The organism is Terriglobus albidus (assembly GCF_025685425.1).
Classification (GTDB): domain Bacteria; phylum Acidobacteriota; class Terriglobia; order Terriglobales; family Acidobacteriaceae; genus Terriglobus; species Terriglobus albidus.
This window is the reverse complement of the sequence record NZ_JAGTAS010000049.1, coordinates 1-18,599: the sequence shown is the minus strand read 5'-3', so window position 1 is coordinate 18,599 and position 18,599 is coordinate 1. Positions and strand designations below refer to the sequence as shown.

Here is an 18,599-nt window from a genome sequence, read left to right as displayed (position 1 = left end):
GCTTTACTGATAATGCCCGGCGGAACGAAAACACTTGCCCTCTTGATTAAAGAAGAGCAACTCGCCACAGCGACGGCCTGCCTGGTTGGTGTAGCAGATCACAATCGAGTTCGCTCCGGTGTAAACCGTCTCCAACGTGAAATGCAAACCCGGAAACAGGCCCATAGCCTTCTCCCAGTAAGCACGAACGGCAGGCTTACCATGCAGCGTACCGGAAGGTTCTCCCATAATGTTCACGATATGCGGAGACGACATCTCAAAGTCATCCGTATAGAACGCAAGCACGCGATCCAGATCATGCGAGTTCCAGGCCGCAATCCAGTCGGAAGCAATATTCGATGGCACCATGCCCCATTTTGGCAGAGATCGCTCTCTGGCGCCTCAGCAGCAACGCGCCATCCTTGGCGAGCCATTAGTTCATCTTGTCTCCCGCCCGGTTCGCCCTGTTCGCGCGTAGCGCGAATGTATTGCTTAAGGGGACGGCTTTTAGCCGTCCCGTACGAAGACTGAAGTACAAGCGGCTTCAGCCGCTGAGGTCAGCTTTCATTCGCTATGCCGTTGAAGGTCCGCTCAAATCCTAAACATCCCGCGAAAACTCCTACCGCGATAAAAGCACGGCGCGGTATTGTGATACACAAACACCCGCCCGTAGCGCCGATCACCAAAGAGAGCGCCACCCAGCTTGGTAATCTCATCCGGAGTCTTCAGCCAGCTCTGCGTCTTGGTATCAAAACTCCCAAGCTTCTGCAGCTCTCGATACTGCTCCTCGTCCAAAGGCTCAATCCCGATCTCCGCCGCCACACGCTAAGTCCCGGCGAACGAGTTCGCCGGGGACCCCACCCTTCGCGATAAAACTGCGAAGAATGGGGCAACGAAGTGTCCACCCGCTTCCGAATTTGGCGATTCGCCTAATACATCTTTGTAGGCGTACACGGATCGTACCCAAGCGACTGCGCACTCACCGGTACCGGAGGTGTCGGTGGCGTGGACCACGGAACTGCATTGAAGTCGAAGAACTCCAGCAGATTGGGCTGCGCCGCATCGCGTGCGGTCAGATGCGCGGAGGATCCCAGGAAACGGTTCTCCACGAACTTGATCACCGCCGTGTGATCCATCGGCGTATGCGAGACGAAGTGCTTGCGCGTAAAGGGCGAGATGATGATGTTCGGGACGCGGAAGCCGAGCTGGGCGGCGAAGCCCTGTTTCGCCGGAGCATCGGCCGCGTTGGCTCCGGGATCGTTCGAGTTCAGGTCGCAGTGTGTCGTCGGCACTCCACCGCTGGGAACGCAGGGCTTATAGGAGTCGGCGTTCACGGAGATCTGCGCGATATCCGGAATGGAGCCGAGTGCCGCATCAGTATTGGCGTTCGATGCACCGGGCACCGGAGGCACGTGATCATAGGGGCCGCCACCCTCGTCATAGCTGAGGAAGAAGACCGAGTCCTTCCACTCCGGGCTGGCCATGAACGCGTTGACGACCTTAGCGACCTGCGCCTGTCCGACAATATTCGATCCGCCCGAGCCCGGATGTTCGTCGTTTTGACCATAGCCGGCTTCGATGAAGGCGAAGCTCGGCAGCGTGCCGTTCGTCAGATCCGTGTAGTAGGCCGAGAGTGGGGCTACATGGTTGGGATCGATGCAGAAGGAGTTAGAAGCATCGCCGACCACACTGGACTTCTGCGTCGGAGCCACACATGTTGCGCCCGACGGGTTCTGGTAGAGATATTTGTTTGCCCACCCGAAGTAGCTGAGGACAGTAGCCGGGAACTGCGCGGCCGCGCCTCCCGTGCAGTCATCCGCGGAGAGGCAGGAACCCTGCGTGACCGTGTAGTAAACCTTCCAGCTCACACTTGATTGATCCAGCTCCTGGAAGATAGTCGTCAAACCAAGCTGCGGCAGATGATCGTTGGAACCCGGATCGAAGACCAGGCCCTGCGTGGTTCCTCCGGTAAAGGTCGCGATGCGATTGGGAATGCTCTTGCTCGATAGCGGCGAGAACCAGCGATCAGAGACGGCGAACTGCGACGCCATGTAATAGTAGTAGTTCAGGAATCCCTGGTCGTAGTACCCCATCACACGCTGACCGTTGGTATCGCTGTAATTGCCGGAGCATACGCCGGACTGCAGGCACGACTTCGCAAAGCCTTCGGCAGTATGCACAAAGCCATCAAGATTGATGCCACGTAGTGTCGTGAAGTCATAGCGGCTTACATCGCCATAGCTTTCGAGCCATGAAGAGCTGGCGTCGTCGATGCAACTGCTCTTCAGCTTGAAGAGCTGATAGGAGACACCCTCATCATTCTGGTTGCTGATGCTGGCCAGCTTATCGTCGATGCCGTCGACGTCGTAGGTCTTACCGTCCTGGCCGATGTTCCAGCCGTTGCTCAATCGATACGGGTTCAGCATGCCGAAGTAGCTGTCGAAGCTGCGATTCTCCTGCAGCAGGAAAACGACGTGATTGATCTTCTGAAGATCGGCTGCGGGCACAACCGTAACCGTAGCAACGACTGAGGTATTGCCATCGGCATTCGTCGCTGTCGCCGTGTAATTGGTGGTCGCCGTCGGAGTAACAACCTGCGTTCCACCCGTCGAGGCGAGCGTGTAATGGGAGCCGTCGTTTCCGCTAATGACCACGCTGGTGGCATCACTGGCGACCACCTTCAGCGTGGAGGAGGCGCCCGCCGTAATGGTAGAAGAGGTCGCAGTGAAGTTGACCGTGGGCGGCGCCTGGTTTCGGACCGTAATGTTCACCGGCGTGTAGAGCGCTCCGCCGCAGTTATCCCACTCCTGTACGACGGTGTTATACGAGCCTGGATTGAGAGTCAGCTTGGTGTTAAGCGATGCGCCATTCACGTGGTAGGCAAGCGTGTTATTCACGTAAATACCCATTGCCGCCACACCCGCCGCGCAGGTCGTGGTTCCTGCCGTTGCGGTATAGGTCACAGGCGAGGTATCAGTGCTATTGTTCGCGGGCGAACTGACGGTAACACCGTTCTGCGTGCTGCCGCCGGGAATCGTAATGCTCACCGGAGTTGTTGAAGCACCGCCGCAGTTATCCCACTCCTGCACCACGGTGTAGTACGAGCCCGGGCTCATCGTGAGCTTGGTATTCAACGATGCGCCATTCACCTGATAGACGAGTGAATTATTAACGTAGATGCCCATCGCGGCAACGCCGCTGGCACAGGTCGAGGCCGTAGCCGTGGCAACATAACTGACCGGGGAGCTTACCGTCGAGCCGTTCTGCGGACTGGAAACGGTGACGGTAGCAAATACGGGAGCAGCCAGAAGAAAGAAGACAGAAGCAAGAAAGACACACAGCTTGCGGTTCATATTGTTTTGCCCTGTACGAATCGTCAGAGGGATCGACCGGCGTCGGTCTTACCTGCACAACCGGACGAAGATGTGATGCCAACCCGTTGCGTAGCGATGGCCTGTTGTCAGCAGATTTTTGTTAGCAGCTATCGAACGTTCGTTTTGTGCTCTGCTGGAAATTTTGGGTAATCCCTACCCACCCCAGCGTTGCGAGGGCGGGGCACCCGGGCGAAGGAAATAAAAGCGGATTTCTCCCCTTCGCTGCGAAATGTCAAACAAGGTGCCATGGCTCTGAGCGCTGAAGGCGCGCTCTATACCAGCCTGGGGCAACGCCCCAGGTTTCGGGCCTTCAGCCCTTGATCGCAATGGGCTCAGACACCTGGGGCGTTGCCCCAGGCTGAGATAGAACGCGCTTTCAGCGCTTGATCTCTAACCGTCTGTCCACGTCACACGCCACACCGAATTAGATCCGTCATCGGAAAAGTAGAGCACCCCATCGGCCCCGGTGGTAATACCAACCGGACGTCCCCAGACCGTGCCATCGCTGTTCACAAAACCGGTGATGAAATCTTCAAAGTATCCAGAGGGCTGTCCGTTCACCAGAATGACACGCAGAATCTCATACCCACCGCGAACCGATTTATTCCACGATCCATGAGAAGCGACGAAGAGATCACCCTGGTAGATCGACGGAAATACCGTCCCGCTATAGAAGCCGATCTGCAGGGGAGCGAAATGTGCCTGCAACAGAACATCGGGCACGATGGTCTTACCTGCGAGCTCGGGATGGCTGGCAGGTAATCGCGGGTCTGGATTGGAACCGATGTAATACCAGGGCCATCCATAGAAGCCGTCTTCACGGATGCGGGAAACATAGTCAGGTGGGAGGTTTTCGCCCAGACCGTCACGCTCGTTGACCGAGGCCCAGATGTTACCCGCGGTGTCGGTGGTGAGCCCGACGGCGTTTCGCAAGCCCGTAGCATACTGCTTCAGGAACGTGCCATCCGGGGTATACGCCAGCACGTCCGCGCGGTTCACTTCGTTCTTGTCGATGTCCGTATTGGCCAGATTGCTGCTTGAGCCAACAGAGACAAGCAGGCGATTGTCTCTGGTGAATGTCAGCGTGCGGGTGCCGTGACCTCCCGTAGGCAACGACGGGACGATCACCTGTGCTGCTCCACGAGCCGTCGCATCGCCGCTCTGATACGGGAAGCGAACCACGGAGTCGGTATTGGCAACATAGACATACTGCGGGTTGGAACCTGCTGGATAAAAAGCGATGCCAAAGGGATAGTTAAGCCCGGAGGCAAAGGTTGTTACGGTCTGCGCCGTTCCATCGGAGTTCACGCCGTGAAGCACACGTACAGCGTCACCGTCGGAGTCCGCAAGAAAGATATCGCCATTCGGCGCTGTGGCGAGCAGGCGGGCATTGCTGAAACCCTTCGCGTAAAGCTGGACGTTGAAGCCCGCCGGCGCCGCAGGCATCTGGTCACTTTTTCGGGGCACGGCGGTGGGTTCGTTGGTAACAGAAGACGCTGTATTGGGTGCAGGCATGTCGGCTGCAGTGATCAGATGGCACACACCAGGAGACTGCTTTGTGTAATCAGTAAAGGCGGAGCTCCCCGTCAAGGTAGACGTGCAGCCCGACGTAGCTGTCTTCGTGTCCGTGGCCGGCGGCGTCGCTGGGGGCGTTGTATCGCCGGAGCCGGCAGGCTTGCTCGTACAGGACAAGAAGAACAGTGTCGTCCCCAGCAGCATGGACAGTGAGACAGGACGCATGGGGGGAGTTGCCTCCTTCGAATGTCAGATGCCTCTCTTCACACTTTGGAAATCCACCGTCTTTGTCAAAGCTAGGCTGCCCCACCCTCGGGGTCCCCGATGAACTTTGTTCGTTGGGGGCGCTCGCAACGCTAGGGGTGAGTTAGGAAATCCCGATTTTCGGCCTCGCCTTTTTTGTCATTTCGTAGCGACGAACGGGAGCGAAGAAATCTGCTTCTCTACCCATCCCTTTGGAGCTGCTAAACCACCCTCAAAAACCCCATTCGAGATTTTTGCAAGACAAGCCTTGCTTGTTCCAAGACCGGGGTGTAGATTGTCTACATCATTGATGTAGGCGATCTACACCCTATGGCGACAAAGACGAAATATCAGAACCGGATTGAGCTTCTGCAGGGCACGTTGGACATGTTGATCCTGAAGACGCTTCAGTGGGGCGAACAGCATGGCTATGGAATCAGCCAGGCAATCCGTGCGAGCTCCGGCGAGGTGCTTCAGGTGGAGACCGGCTCGCTTTACCCCGCGCTGCACAGGCTGGAACACCAGGGATGGGTCGAAGCCGAGTGGAGAAAGAGCGAGAGCAATCAGCGGGCGAAATATTACCGGATTACAAAACTGGGCAAGGAACAACTGGCTTCCGACTACGAACGCTGGGGCAGGATGGTTGCCACCATTGAGGCAATCATGACCGCGAAGTGAGGTGGTACATGAGACTATTTCGATTTCTACGGCGTAAATCCGATCTGACGGAAGAGCTCGAAACTCATCTCAAGATGGCGATCACCGAGCGGGTGGCACGCGGACAATCGCCGGAAGACGCACGGAAGGCTGCACTGCATGAGTTCGGCAACGTGCCGATGATTGCGGATGCGACCCGAAGTCAATGGGGATGGTTGCGCCTGGAGCAGTGGCTTCAGGACGTCCGTTACGCGCTGCGGCAACTGCGCAAAGAGCCTGCTTTCACGCTCACCGTTGTTCTCACCCTTGCGCTTGGCATCGGTGCCAATACCGCAATCTTCACGTTGGTGCAGGGCATTCTGTTGCGCTCCCTGCCGGTGACTGATCCTTCGCGCCTCTATCGCATTGGGGACAAGAACGATTGCTGCTACTACAACAACTATCAAAACGATAATGGCGACTTCGATCTCTTCTCCTACGATCTCTATCTCCACCTTAAGCAGACGGCGCCGGAGTTCGAGCAGTTGGCTGCGGTCGAAGCAGGTGGCAACGGATTCAGCGTCCGCAAAGGTGCTGAGCCGGCCCGGCCAATGCGAAGCGAATATGTTTCCGGGAACTATTTCGCAACCCTCGGTGTAGGCGCGTATGCGGGACGAGTTCTTAATGAAAACGATGACACAGCCGGAGCCGCACCGACACTGGTGCTGAGCTACAAGACGTGGCAGGCCGACTTCGCCGCGGATCCCGCCATTGTCGGGTCCACTATCTATGTGCAGCTGCATCCCTTTGTTGTAGCGGGCATCGCGCCTCCGGGATTCTTCGGCGATCGCATCATCTCCAATCCGCCTGATTTCTGGATGCCCCTTGCCAGTGAGCCCGTACTCGAAGGCGCCAACTCCGCACTGAAGAACACCGATGAGCTTTGGCTCTATCCGCTGGGTAGAGTACGTCCCGCTACCAATATCCAGGCCCTGCAGGCGAAGTTGTCCGTAGCGTTGCAGCAATGGCTCACCACTCGTCCGACGTATGCCGATCATGGCGGCGTGGCGCTGATTCCAAGGCAGCATGTCGTTCTGGCGCCCGCCGGTGGCGGCATTCAGAGACTGCAACAGCAGACGGGCACAGGTCTGCGCATGATGATGATTCTTTCTACAGTGGTCCTTCTCATCGCCTGCGCCAATGTCGCTAATCTGCTCCTGGCTCGTTGCACCGCGCGCCGTGCGGATGTAGCGGTACGAATCGCGCTCGGTGCATCGCGGTTCAGAGTTATCCGGGAGATTCTCACCGAGAGCGTCTTGTTGAGCCTGATGGGTGGCGCGGCAGGGTTGGCTGTTGCCTACGCCGGCTCGTACATGATGCTGACCCTCGCATTTCCCAGTGCGAAGAACATGCCCGTTCAGGCACTTCCTTCAACCGCCGTCCTGGCGTTCACGTTTGTCGTGTCTGTGCTTACCGGCATTGTCTTTGGAACCGTGCCCGCATGGCTGGCGTCGTATGCACACCCCGCCGATGCTCTTCGCGGAGTGAATCGGTCCACCGCCGATCGTTCGTCCTTGCCGCAACGTATTCTGATCGTCTTTCAGGTAGCGCTGTCGATGGTTTTGCTGGCAGGCGCATTGCTGATGACAAAGTCACTTCATCATCTGGAGCACCAGAACTTCGGCATTGCCACCAGAAACCGTTATGTAGTTTCTATTGACCCAAAAGGTGTGGGGTATACGGTCGATCGTCTTCCCGCGCTCTACCAGCAGATAGAGGACCGGTTCGCGGCGTTGCCGGGAATGGCCAACGTCAGCCTTGTCCGTTATATCCCCCTCGGCGGCAATATGTGGGGCTCCTGCGTCATTCCTCAAGGCCATACTGCACCCGGCCCGAAGGACCCCTGTTTCGCCGCCTGGGATCGCGCCAGTACCCGCTTTTTCGAATCGATTGGAGTGCCGATTGTGCGCGGCCGCAACTTCTCCGCCCAGGATACGGCGACTTCGCAGCAGGTCGTTCTGGTCAATCAGGCCTTCGCCAGACACTTCTTTCCCAACCAGGATCCGATCGGCAAACACTTTGGCGTAGGGTCGATCCAGTACTCCGGCGCCTTTGAAATTGCAGGAGTCTTTGCAGACTTCAAGATGACCGATCCGCGCGGCGAGGTGCGGCCACTCTTCTTCCGCCCGTCATCGCAGCTGTTTCCTGGCTACAAAGAACCTGACGTCGACGCCGCGGAAAAGAGCTCCATGTATCTCAACTTCATCATTCTCGACTTTGTGCAGGCGCCGCCGGATGTTGAGACTCTGACGCGCAGAACACTTGCCGCCATCGATCCCAATCTCCCCGTCATGCACTTCAGTCCCTATGATGCGGAGGTCGCAGGCAACTTCAACCAGGACAGACTGTTGGCGCGACTCACCAGCGGGTTCGGAGCCCTGGCTCTCATCCTGGCTTCGGTGGGACTGTACGGAGTAATGTCCTACTTCGTTGTCAGACGGACAAGCGAGATCGGCATCCGCATGGCATTGGGTGCGGCGCGCTCCGGTGTGGTGGCAATGATGCTGCGCGGCGCACTTTGGCAGATCCTGATTGGCCTGGCGATTGGCATCCCCGCGGCGCTCCTTGCGGGTCACTTCATGGCAAGCCTTCTCTATGGAGTGAAGCCGTATGATCCCCTGGCGTTCTTCGGCGCGATGGCGATGCTGACCATCTGTGCCGCCGTGGCTGGATTCATTCCCTCACGCCGGGCGGCTTCCATTGATCCAATGAAGGCCCTCAGAGCAGATTGAGGCCTGTAAAGAGAGACAATACCCCGCCAACGCGACGGCGGCCGTTGGCGTCCTAGATTCTCGAAGGAGGAAGACGATGGCGAACGCACAACTCCTCAAGATCAAACGAAGCAAAACGCCGGCACGGCGGGAAATGATGAACGGGAGCAGCAACGCGCAGAGGCGGCCGAGATGAGAGAGCGCGGCACCCTCACACCGGAGAGCAAAAAGCAGGGAGTCACTTCTCATCTCCCCGCCGAAGAGACCGAATACATGTATCGCACAGAAGATGAACGTGACGACGCAACCACGGATAACGAAGATCTTCGCAAGAGCGCCTGAATGTATCGATTTTTCCCCATATAACCCATGCACCGGGTGCCTGGGCCGTTTGGAATTCACTTAGTTCGAGCTTCGCCCGAACCCCCGTTACCTGTCATTTGGCTCTTGTCAAGAGCCTTCGGCCAGCTCTGTTGGCTGATGGAGATAGAATGAAGACTTCACAAGTGGTTACCTGGTACTTAGCGGAGAAAAAACGATTTTTTTCCTTGTAAAGCTAATTTCTGTGAAAGAAAGAAAGGCTTTTCACCGATCGGATCCACGTACGATTGGCCGCGAGGTAACCTCGAAAGGATAACCAAAGAGTTCGCTATAAAACTCATTGTTTCTTGTCATTCACCCCACATATCCGCCAGCATCTCTAGCACCGTTGGATGAAGAACGGACGCCGTAGCGGAGAGGGGTAGTATGCAGTTCCTCGGACAATACACATTAGAACGGAATCCGCTGAGCCTCACAAGAGGCCTGGTTGTTGTAAATGCGACAAAACGGCAGCTACAAGCGCTGTCAGTCCTGCTCGATGCCCAAGGTGAAGTTGTTAGCCGCGAAGACCTGCTCAACAAGGTCTGGTTTGATGTGGCGGTTGAAGATCACAATATCACTCAGACCATTTTCATGTTGCGGCGTATTCTTGGCCGCTTGCCAAATGGGGCGGACTACATCGAAACCATTCCTAAGCGCGGATATCGTGTCTCTCGTGCTGCGCTCCAACCTGTATGGGCGAGCGATCCATCGCTGCCTCTGCTTCCCCTGGAAAAGAAGAAGCCAATGCGAGCGAAGGTTGCCAATGTGTTTCGAGACATCTTTCATCTACATCGACATGTCCACGCCAGCTAGGATATTTGGCTCTGAGCCTTCGAGGACGGCCGCAGAAGGAGACGCGCTTCCGGCGCGAATGGAAGCGCGCGTCAGGTTCTGACATACGCTTAGAGCATTTTCCCCGTTGCTGCCGGATGCCGTGTTTCGCATGTGTGTCGCCATCCGGGCGACTCGATCCGGCGACATCGGATAAGCTGTCATTCCGAGAGGAATATGAGCTATCAGGTGGAGCATGCTGAAGGACTTCTGTCGTTCCTACGTTTCGGACGTAACCGGCTTCACTTCGTCGCCGGGATGGCGCGACGCGGGATCGATGTCAGCGCCCTGCGGATGGGATCGAAACGGATCTATGTGATTAACCATCCTGACCTGATCCGCGACGTGCTTGTAACCCATGAGAGCAGCTTCACGAAGGGTGCTGGATTAGAGGCGATGAAGCCCATCTTCGGCGAAGGCTTGCTGACAAGCGAAGGCGAACTTCACGGGAGCCAGCGCCGCCTGGTGCAGCCGGTGTTCCAGCACGGGCGTATCGCGCGCTTTGGGGCCACCATGGTGCAATGCGCGGAAGCCCATCAGCAAAGATGGGCCGACGGCCAACAGGTCGCCATGGATCTGGAGATGATGCAACTTAGTCTGCGTGTTCTCGGGCTTACGCTCCTTGGGGCGGACAGCGACGGCGCCGACAAGAACGTGTCGCAGGCGCTCATACTTGCCTACAGCCTGTTTACGGGCTTCAACCCAATGGTTGCTTTGTTTGCCCCTGCGAGGAAGCGGTTCGAACGCAGGGCCGCCTTCGTGCGAAGCCAGGTGGATCGGGTGCTCACCAAGGTGATCGACGAGCATCGCCGAAATCCCGAAGCGTATAGCGACGTTCTCTCCATGTTGCTGGAATCGTTTGGAGATTCCATGCCCGAACATCAATTGCGCGACGAGGTTCTGACTCTCTTTTTGGCAGGGTATGGCACGAGCTCCATCGCTCTTACCTGGGCCTGGTTCCTGCTCGCCCTGCATCCTGATGTGGGACGCAGAATGCAAGCTGAGCTGGATGCCGTTCTCGGCAAGAGCCTTCCCACCTTCGAGCATCTCCCGCAGCTGGAATATACGGGATGGGTCTTCCGCGAGGTATTGCGGCTTTATCCTCCGGCGTGGATGATCGCCCGTGAACCCATTGCGCCATACATGCTGGGAGAGATCGCGGTTCCCGCAGGCTCCATGATCACGATGAGCAGTTACGCAACCCAGCGGGACTCGCGCTTCTGGCAGAAGCCGGAAGACTTTGATCCGGAGCGATGGCAGCCTGTCGGGCAGCGGAGCCGTCCGCAATTCGCTTACTTCCCTTTTGGCGCCGCATCGCGGTCGTGCATGGGAGAACACTTCGCCATCATGCAGGGTGTTCTTGTGCTTGCGACACTGGCGCAGCAATGGAGTCCAGCGCTGCTGGATGGTCAGCAGGTTGAGCTTCGACCGCAGATCACCCTTCGCCCTAAAGAATCGATACACTTCAGCCTGAAGCGTAGGTGATCGACCACATCTGCGTAGGCCTGCTTCACAATGCACAAGTTACGGTACGGCTCTTTCGTGCTCATGAACAATACGGGAAGTGACCTGTAGCTGATGGTAGTTGCGATAGGTGGCGTGGAAGGACCAGACGGTCTTATGGAAGCTTCCGGCGCCCTGGGTAACTTGCAGGTCGATCATAGAGGGCAGCCAGAAAGCCTGACCATTGAGCGCCACAGGTTCGTAGTCGATGGTAATGACACGCTGCCCCACAACAGCCGATTGATAGAAGTATCCCGGTTGAATCACGTGACGTGGTGTTCGGATCTCGAGGTGCGTGATCTCCATTGAGTCAGGATCGATGACGGCGATCCCGTTGCTCTTCTCCGAGAGGAGACATCTGGGGGAGTCCTGAGATGTGAGAACGGTAGCGAAACGGATGGTGTAGGGCTCCCTCGGTCGCTTCTTATTGGCTCGCTGCAAGGTGTAGTTAACACACGCTGCCTGATTGACTGAAACGACGGCGAGCCCGCCTTCGAATGCTCCGTCAAGCAACGTGGGACTCTCCGCGTTCTGTCGCGCTGCCGTCTTTCCATTCACGCCCCTAATCTCGCGCGATTCGACAAGAGAGGTCGTGCCGTCAGAATTAGAAGTTCGCTTTAGGCGAAAGATGGCGTCGGTTACGGTGTTCTGGCTGGGAAGACCAGGTTCCACCTTCGAGACCACCTCTTCATCGCAGAAGAGGCTGGGGAGGCGAGTATCGTAGCGTTTCAAATTTACTTCCAGCCGCTGCAGGATCTCTGCCAGAGTCGGCGTCTTCTGCGCCTGTGCATACAGCCATGGCGACATCCCAAGGGATGCGGTCAGCACGATGGTCGTACACGATGCCTTGAATCTCTCCCGCAATTCGCATCCCTCATCTCATCGATCGTCAGAGAAAGCCTTTACGATTGTTTCGACCTTATTGACGACCGACGCCGGACAAGGTCACCACATCTCAGGATTATCTGCTCGGCGAATATCGTAATCGACAGTTAGGGAGCCGTTGCACATAGCGCAACTGTTTCACACCATAGGTGCGAATGTCTTGCGGGGTTCCCGACGAACTCCGTTCGTTGGGGTGATTTGCGATGGAGGAGGCGCCCAGAGTATGGGCTATCTTGAATTGTCGATACACCTAGCAACCAGTTCTACAACTGTGCCCGATACCGCTCGATCGCCAACAGCACCAGCTGCGATCGTGTCCTTACACCCGTCTTCGAAAACAATTGCTGCAACGTCGCTTTCACCGCACTCTCTGAGATGTTCAGCTCCGCGGCAATCTCTTTGTTCGCTAAACCCTGCAGCAGGTAACGCAGTGTCGTCCGTTCTCTGTCAGTAAATCGTGGAGCATCCTGGGGCGTGTTCGCGGCGACGATGGTCTGCAGGTACTGCTGATCGATCAGCACACGCCCCTGCGAGACCTCGAAGATCGCGCGCTGCAGCGACTCCGGCGAGTCCTGCTTATGGAAGATTCCCGAGATGCCCAGGCGGATCAGTGTCAGCGCATCGTTATCCGGAAGCCCGGCAGTTACCAGCAGTACACGGCCCTCGAACTTCTCGCGCTGCAGCGCCCGCATGAACTCGAGCGCCGTCTGGCTGCCGAGGTCGTAGTCCAGGATCAGCACATCCGGCTTCGCCGCGATAATCTGCGGCAGCGCCGTCGACGGCGTGCCGCTATGCCCTGTGATCTCAAACCTGGGATCGCTTTCCAGCAGCCGCAACAGGCCCTCACGGAAGAGAGCGTGATCGTCCAGGACAAACAGGCGGACTGTCTTTGTAACCGTGCTCGAACTTGCACCTGGACTGCTCACTACGCTTCTACCTCCGCTTCATCGTGTTCGATGCTACCTGAAGCGGCAAAGCGTAGCGTCAGTTCGAAGGTTGCGCCTGTCGCTGTCGGTACATGATGCAGCTCGCCGCCGAAGTTCTTCACCATCGCGCGCGCCACATACAGGCCCAAACCTGTGCCGTTAGTCGAGGCCGTGCGGAAGGGCTGAAACAACGCGGACGGGTTGGCAATGGCCGGCCCGTTGTTGGTGATCCGCAGTACCGCACGTCCATTGCGGTCCAGAGCGTGGATCGTCAGCCGCGGCTCATCAGTCTCTTCGGCGGCTCGTAGAGCGTTCTGCGAGAGATTCAGCAATACCTGAAGCAGGCCATCGCGCTCGGCCTGTACCGGAGGAAAGCTTGCCGGCACATGCCACTCCAGCTTGCCGCCGATCTCCTCCCAGTCCTGCCCGATGATCACGCGCAGCTCATCTGCCAGCGAGGCTAGTCGTACGGGGGGATGCTGCATCCGCGCCTGGTTCCGCAGATCGAACGATGCCATATTGCTCAACCCGGAGACCAGGTTCTTCAACGCCTCGAAGTCCGGATCCTTCGAGAGATGCCCGTGCCGCTCAAGATTGGATGACACCACCGCAATCGCCGAACACAGGTTGCGGATCTCATGCGACACCGCACCCGCCAGCACGCGGTTATGCTGCGTCAACTGCTCGAAGTGCGCATGCTCGCGTTCGCGTACATCGTTGGAGGTATCCACCAGGATCGCTGCCAGTCGCCGCTGCTCTCCATCGCCATAGATCGAGAACCACGCGCTCGCCGGAAAGTGGGTTCCATCCGCGCGGCTTGCCCAGGTGCTTGTGCTGGTGCGGATGCGTCCCAGGTCCGCCGGCAGACGCAGGGCATCATCGAAGAAGGTCACAAAGTCGCGGATCGGCCGCTGCAGCAGCGATTGCTCCTCGCGCAGTTCGAACATCGTATGTGCCGCCCGGTTTGCCGCCAGAATGCGTCCATCGGCGGAGATCGTAAGAATCGCCGCCGGTGAGCTTTCGGCCATCAACCGCAGTTGTTCCTCGGCCCTGCGCCGTAACTTTTGCTCAAACCGTACGCGTGCGTAGTGCAGCAGCACCACGCGGCGGGAGTCGTTGATCTGATAAATCAACAGACCGCAGCCGGTATATGCAATCGTCGCCATGGCGAAGCGCAACATATGCTCGAGCTGGGTCTCATCGGCGGTGAACAAGCCGCGCGTGTAGGCACAGAAGATAGCCGCGGCCACAATCTGCCATCGTGTCAGGACGGTGGAGGCAACCACCACTGGAAAGATATAGAGGATGCCCAGTGAGAAGTCGAAGTTGTAAATCCATTCCAGCAGTGCCAGCACCGCGACCATTGCCCCGGCCAGCGTCAGCATGTGCTTCCGGCTCGACGCGAAGCGGCGCACCCGGTTATTGATCCGGATACGGCGGCGTCTGCGGCGTCGTGCGGCGGCGGTAGGCATCTCCTTTATTAGACGCCACCATATCCGTCGATGCATCTGGCTTTGTCCAAAAGATAGTCTCGTCACCATCCGCCGGCAGCGGCGAAAGACCCATGGAACGATAGGCCGGGATAGCCCTCGATCTCACGTCCAATCGAATGCAAAGAGAGGAACGCATCCTTCCATGATTGTCCGTGACCGACTTCCACTGAAACGTATCTGGCCACAGGCCTGGCGCCGTCTGCTTATCCTGCTGTTTTTCGATTGCACCGTCGCCGTCATCTACACCGTCTTCAAACATCACTGGATCTCGCTGAACGGTCTGCCCGTTGCACCCCTGGCCTCGGCGCTGACCATCTTTCTCGCCTTCCGCACCAACGCTGCCTATGGCCGATGGTGGGAGGCGCGCTCACTCTGGGGACAGCTCGTCAACTACTCACGCGCCCTGGCGCGGCAGTTCCTCACCATGCTTGATGACGAGCTTGAGCCGAAGGACCGCATCCCGCTGAGCAAGCAGCTCGTGCTGCACCAGATCGCCTTCCCGCATGTGCTGCGTTGCCACCTGCGCAAACAGACGCCGTTTTCCGAAATCCAGTCCATTCTCGGCAAAGACATTGCCGACGAGATGCGCCGGTACAAGAACGTTCCCGCCGCGCTGCTCGTCCGTATGGGCGGACTCTTGAAGCAGGCTCGTAACGAAGGCATGATCGACAGCTTCCGCTGGACCGCCATCGATGAGAATCTCACCATGCTCGCCAACATTCAGGGCGCCTGCGAGCGTATCAAGAACACGCCCCTGCCACGCCAGTTCGACTATCTGCCACGCATTCTCGTCGATGCCTTCTGCTGGTTGCTCCCGCTCGCGCTGGTTGAGGATCTTGGCCTGATGACACCGATCGCCAGTACGCTGATCAGTTTTACCTTCATCGCTGCGGACCTGATGAGCCGCGAGATCTCCAACCCATTCGACAACACCATCCACGACACGCCCATGACCGCGCTTTCCCGCACCATTGAGCTCAATCTGCGCGAAGAGATGGGCGACGAAGGTCTGCCTCGTGAGTTCCGCAAGCAGCTCGCCGAGCTACAGCCCGTCGACGGATTCGTCTTCTAAAAGGAGCAACACAGATGCTGCAGCACACACGTCACATCATCTTCGCCACCAACTTTTCAGATGCCTGCCACGCTGCAATTCCAGCCGTTGCTCGCTGGGTGGACATGCTCCAGTGCAAGCTCACCCTGCTGCATGTCTACAACGCCGACCGCCTTCTCTATCGCGACGCTAACGCGTTGCTGCAATCGTTTTTCGCCGAGGCCGATAACTATCCTCAATGCCAGCGTGTGTTGATGAGCGGTGATCCGGCGGAGGGCATCTCGGAGTTTTGCCAGAGACACCGCGATGCCCTACTTGTCTTACCTCCCAGCGACCAGACCGGACTTCCGCGTCCGTGGCACCGCTCGCTGCGTGCCCGCATGATTCAGACGCTGCCTATTCCGATATGGACGCTTGGCCGCACGCTCGTCGGCTCGGCTCTGGCCGCCAACAGCGATCGTCACCTCGGTGTCTGGCTCAGCAGCCCGGAGGAAGGTCTCGCACACGTCCGTCAGGCGGCGCAATATGCCACGCAAACCGGATCGACGCTGCATCTGCTACACGTCGTACCTGATGTGAATGAAGGCTCGTTGACACACACCTTGCGTACGCAGGCGCCACTGGGCGAGGAGTACGCGGAAGAATGGTTGACCCAGGTGGCCGCCAGCCTGGACAGCGCACAGCGCGTGGAGATTCACGTCGGTCAGGGCAAGGCTCGCCGTGTGCTACCCAAGCTCATCCGGAGCAGTGGAGCGGAACTGCTCATGGTCAGCCAGAACTCAGCCATCGAACGCGGTCTCTTCCGTTCTGAAGTCAGCTCCATCTTCCGCGAGTGCTGCTCGGGCATTGTCAGCGTGCCACTGGCCGCCCACAGCAGCCTGACGATCAGCTCTCCTCCAGCGGTGCTGGAAGAGGTTGCGTAAAAGCTCCCCTGTTGGACCCTTCTCACCCCCGTTCCCCCATCGTCTTGGGAGCGGGGGATTTTTTTGATGGTTGAATGGTGGAATTGTTGAATAGTTGAATGGTTTGAGGTGTCACCGATCTTTGGGTATCACCCTGAGTGTCAACGAAGATTCGTCCATACCCCGGGTGCCCCACCCTCACGGAGTGAGGGTGGGCAAGGAAGCCACAAGCTTCAACCCAGGTAAGAAACCATTCAACTAACCAACCACGTAGCAGCAACCAGCAACTGCGTCAGCAGCAGTGCCCCGCTCAGCGCAAGGAACAACTTCCGATACTTCGTCTCCAGCGCATCCGCAAAGACTCCACCCGCGAAGGCAAACAGGAAGGGCAATGCCCATATCCACGGAGCCGACCGTACGCTCGTCGAGACCATCGGCAGCAGCAACAAGGCAACCAGTAGCGGCACCGTGTTGCCGAAGTAGCGTGAGCGGCGCACCGTGAACCAGAGGAAGAGAGACACCAGCAAGGCGATCTCAATCGCCGCATTCTCCATCCAGTTGGCAAAGAAGAGGCCTGCACCATTCAGCGAAAACCAGAAGCGGGCTGCGCCTGCCGTAAAGACATAGCTGAAAGGCCCGATGCGGAATGAGAAGAAGGCGAAGACAATCGCCATGGCGCCCACAGCCGCCAGCACCATCGCCTGCATCACCGGCCCGCGCCGTCGTTCCGCGAGATAGATCATCAGGACGAAGGCCACGATGTAGCCGATCACCGCTGCCAGAATATGCGCGGCCGCTGTGAGTCCCAGGGCCAGCGTCAGCAGCAGGATGCGCGGCTTCCATTTGCGACGCGGTCCCTGCATGGCATGCGCCACGCCAATGCCGGTATAGATCAGGCCAAAGATGCCCCAGGCCGCCAGGATCTCGTTGTTGGGCATGGTTGAGATTCGCAGGACTTCGGGGCAAAAACTGTACAGCCCCAGCGCGAAGAAGCCGCCTTCATTGCCGAAGAGCCGCCGCGCCACCCACCACAGCGCTCCGCCCAGCCATACGCCGAAGCAGAGGAAGGGCAACCGCAGCAGCCAGTTCACATACGACAACTGGTGGCGCGCCTCCCAGGTGGAGCCGTTCAGCGTGTCACCGGGATAGAGCCTGTTCTCCGGCTTGCGGAAGTGGTCGGCTGCCAGCAACGTCCAGCGCTGCATGCTGAGTGGCAGACCGGCGACGCGATAGGCGAAGGTGCCATCGCCCTGCATGTTGCCGCAGGAAGTGAAGTACCCCAGCAGCGGAGAAGGGCTCTCCCACATCTCGCGTCCGCAGCGGGCGTAACGATAGTCGGTCTCGGTCAGCGGAGCATGAGCAATGCGGTAAAGCCCAAGCAGAGAGAAAAGGAGGAGCAACAGCGCAGCCAGTTGCTGCGGGCGGCCAAACTGAATGCGTGGAAGGGTCATTGCCAGCGAAGCGCTCTTCCGCGCACCTCGCGGGTCAGAGTCCCCTTTGAGTGTATCGTGAGGGGTATGGATTCCGTCTCATTCCGGCCCGGTAAAGCCTACCTCTCGTCCCTCTCTCCGGCTGTGCCATGGGCGGTCATCTTTGAAGATGAGGGCGATACAGCATATTTTTACGCCATCGATACACGCCGCGGAGACTCCGACGACCGCATCCTGGACGCTGTGCTCATCTACAACGTCAAGCACATCCCCGACGCTGAGCGTGAACACCTCGCCTCGATCGTCTGGTCACCAGACGGTCTGAAGGCGGTGCTCTATCTGAACGGATACGCCCACGCCATCTTCGACTTCCAGAAGCGCTGCGGCTATTGCCGCACCAACTTCCCCAACTTCATGGAAGACCAGCTCAGCACCTGGCGGACCTCCAGCCACGCCTGGAGTGACGAGGTTCTGCAGGAGTTCGAAGGAGCGCTTTACAGCTAACGCTTCACGGGTTGGTTGGTTGAATAGTTGAATGGTTGAATGGTTCCCAACACCATCATTCTGAGGTGTCATCCTTGTATCTCTGAGGTAGCGGCAGTTTGTAAGAGACTGTTGTGGTGGGGGAGACGAGGCATCGTCTCCCCCGCGGGCGGACGGCACCCGTTCATCCTGCGGTCACAGCGACCGACGCTCA

Annotated in this window: 16 protein-coding genes; 8 read left to right on the top strand and 8 right to left on the bottom strand. The window is 58.0% G+C overall.

Features of this window, described 5'->3' with window-relative positions; translation table 11 throughout:
- Positions 1-3: 3 nt before the first annotated feature.
- The 4 genes from OHL21_RS08925 to OHL21_RS08910 form a co-directional block, all read right to left on the bottom strand.
- Entirely contained in the window at positions 4-348 is a 345-nt protein-coding gene (locus OHL21_RS08925; RefSeq protein WP_263416912.1) for a nuclear transport factor 2 family protein, read from the bottom strand.
- A gap of 222 nt (positions 349-570) precedes the next feature.
- Positions 571-801, bottom strand: a complete 231-nt coding sequence (locus OHL21_RS08920) for a DUF4256 domain-containing protein (RefSeq protein ID WP_263416911.1) — start codon at positions 799-801, stop codon at positions 571-573.
- 107 nt (positions 802-908) lie between these two features.
- The gene (locus OHL21_RS08915) at positions 909-3,332 is read right to left on the bottom strand and encodes an alkaline phosphatase family protein (RefSeq protein ID WP_263416910.1); all 2,424 of its coding nucleotides are present in this window, start codon (positions 3,330-3,332) and stop codon (positions 909-911) included.
- A 411-nt stretch (positions 3,333-3,743) separates the two neighbouring features.
- Positions 3,744-5,093 (bottom strand): PQQ-dependent sugar dehydrogenase, encoded by a 1,350-nt coding sequence (locus OHL21_RS08910; protein ID WP_263416909.1) that lies wholly within the window; start codon positions 5,091-5,093, stop codon positions 3,744-3,746.
- A gap of 348 nt (positions 5,094-5,441) precedes the next feature.
- Between OHL21_RS08910 and OHL21_RS08905 the strand changes: the two genes are divergently transcribed.
- From OHL21_RS08905 to OHL21_RS08885, 5 genes are all read left to right on the top strand, one after another.
- Positions 5,442-5,789 (top strand): PadR family transcriptional regulator, encoded by a 348-nt coding sequence (locus tag OHL21_RS08905; protein WP_263416908.1) that lies wholly within the window; start codon positions 5,442-5,444, stop codon positions 5,787-5,789.
- 8 nt (positions 5,790-5,797) lie between these two features.
- Entirely contained in the window at positions 5,798-8,539 is a 2,742-nt protein-coding gene (locus OHL21_RS08900) for an ABC transporter permease (protein ID WP_263416907.1), read from the top strand.
- A 171-nt stretch (positions 8,540-8,710) separates the two neighbouring features.
- On the top strand, positions 8,711-8,860 hold the full coding sequence (locus OHL21_RS08895) for a hypothetical protein (protein ID WP_263416906.1): 150 nt from the start codon (positions 8,711-8,713) through the stop codon (positions 8,858-8,860).
- A 405-nt stretch (positions 8,861-9,265) separates the two neighbouring features.
- Positions 9,266-9,694 (top strand): winged helix-turn-helix domain-containing protein, encoded by a 429-nt coding sequence (locus OHL21_RS08890; RefSeq protein ID WP_263416905.1) that lies wholly within the window; start codon positions 9,266-9,268, stop codon positions 9,692-9,694.
- Between the two features lie 195 nt (positions 9,695-9,889).
- Positions 9,890-11,197 (top strand): cytochrome P450, encoded by a 1,308-nt coding sequence (locus OHL21_RS08885; protein WP_263416904.1) that lies wholly within the window; start codon positions 9,890-9,892, stop codon positions 11,195-11,197.
- Positions 11,198-11,236: 39 nt separating this feature from the next.
- Here the strand turns inward: OHL21_RS08885 and OHL21_RS08880 are convergent, their stop codons facing one another.
- The 3 genes from OHL21_RS08880 to OHL21_RS08870 all read right to left on the bottom strand — a co-directional run bounded on the left by OHL21_RS08880 (position 11,237) and on the right by OHL21_RS08870 (position 14,498).
- On the bottom strand, positions 11,237-12,079 hold the full coding sequence (locus tag OHL21_RS08880; protein ID WP_263416903.1) for a hypothetical protein: 843 nt from the start codon (positions 12,077-12,079) through the stop codon (positions 11,237-11,239).
- 284 nt (positions 12,080-12,363) lie between these two features.
- Positions 12,364-13,026: a response regulator transcription factor gene (locus tag OHL21_RS08875; protein WP_263416902.1), complete on the bottom strand. Its 663-nt coding sequence runs from the start codon at positions 13,024-13,026 to the stop codon at positions 12,364-12,366.
- A complete protein-coding gene (locus tag OHL21_RS08870) occupies positions 13,026-14,498 on the bottom strand; it encodes an ATP-binding protein (protein WP_263416901.1) in 1,473 nt (490 codons plus the stop codon). The genes OHL21_RS08875 and OHL21_RS08870 overlap by 1 nt, the downstream gene beginning before the upstream one ends.
- A 163-nt stretch (positions 14,499-14,661) precedes the next feature.
- Here OHL21_RS08870 and OHL21_RS08865 point away from each other — a divergent pair, with 163 nt between their 5' ends.
- Together OHL21_RS08865 and OHL21_RS08860 are read left to right on the top strand one after the other, a co-directional pair.
- Positions 14,662-15,591 carry a bestrophin family protein gene (locus OHL21_RS08865; protein ID WP_263416900.1) on the top strand — a complete coding sequence of 310 codons (930 nt, stop codon included), beginning with the start codon at positions 14,662-14,664 and terminating at the stop codon, positions 15,589-15,591.
- Positions 15,592-15,605: 14 nt separating this feature from the next.
- Positions 15,606-16,493, top strand: a complete 888-nt coding sequence (locus tag OHL21_RS08860; protein WP_263416899.1) for a universal stress protein — start codon at positions 15,606-15,608, stop codon at positions 16,491-16,493.
- Between the two features lie 233 nt (positions 16,494-16,726).
- On the opposite strand, the gene OHL21_RS08855 is transcribed toward OHL21_RS08860, so the two are convergent.
- Complete coding sequence (locus OHL21_RS08855; protein WP_263416898.1) at positions 16,727-17,923, bottom strand: hypothetical protein; 1,197 nt, start codon at positions 17,921-17,923, stop codon at positions 16,727-16,729.
- Positions 17,924-17,989: 66 nt separating this feature from the next.
- Here OHL21_RS08855 and OHL21_RS08850 point away from each other — a divergent pair, with 66 nt between their 5' ends.
- Positions 17,990-18,406 (top strand): DUF2251 domain-containing protein, encoded by a 417-nt coding sequence (locus OHL21_RS08850; RefSeq protein ID WP_263416897.1) that lies wholly within the window; start codon positions 17,990-17,992, stop codon positions 18,404-18,406.
- The last annotated feature ends 193 nt before the right edge of the window (positions 18,407-18,599 follow it).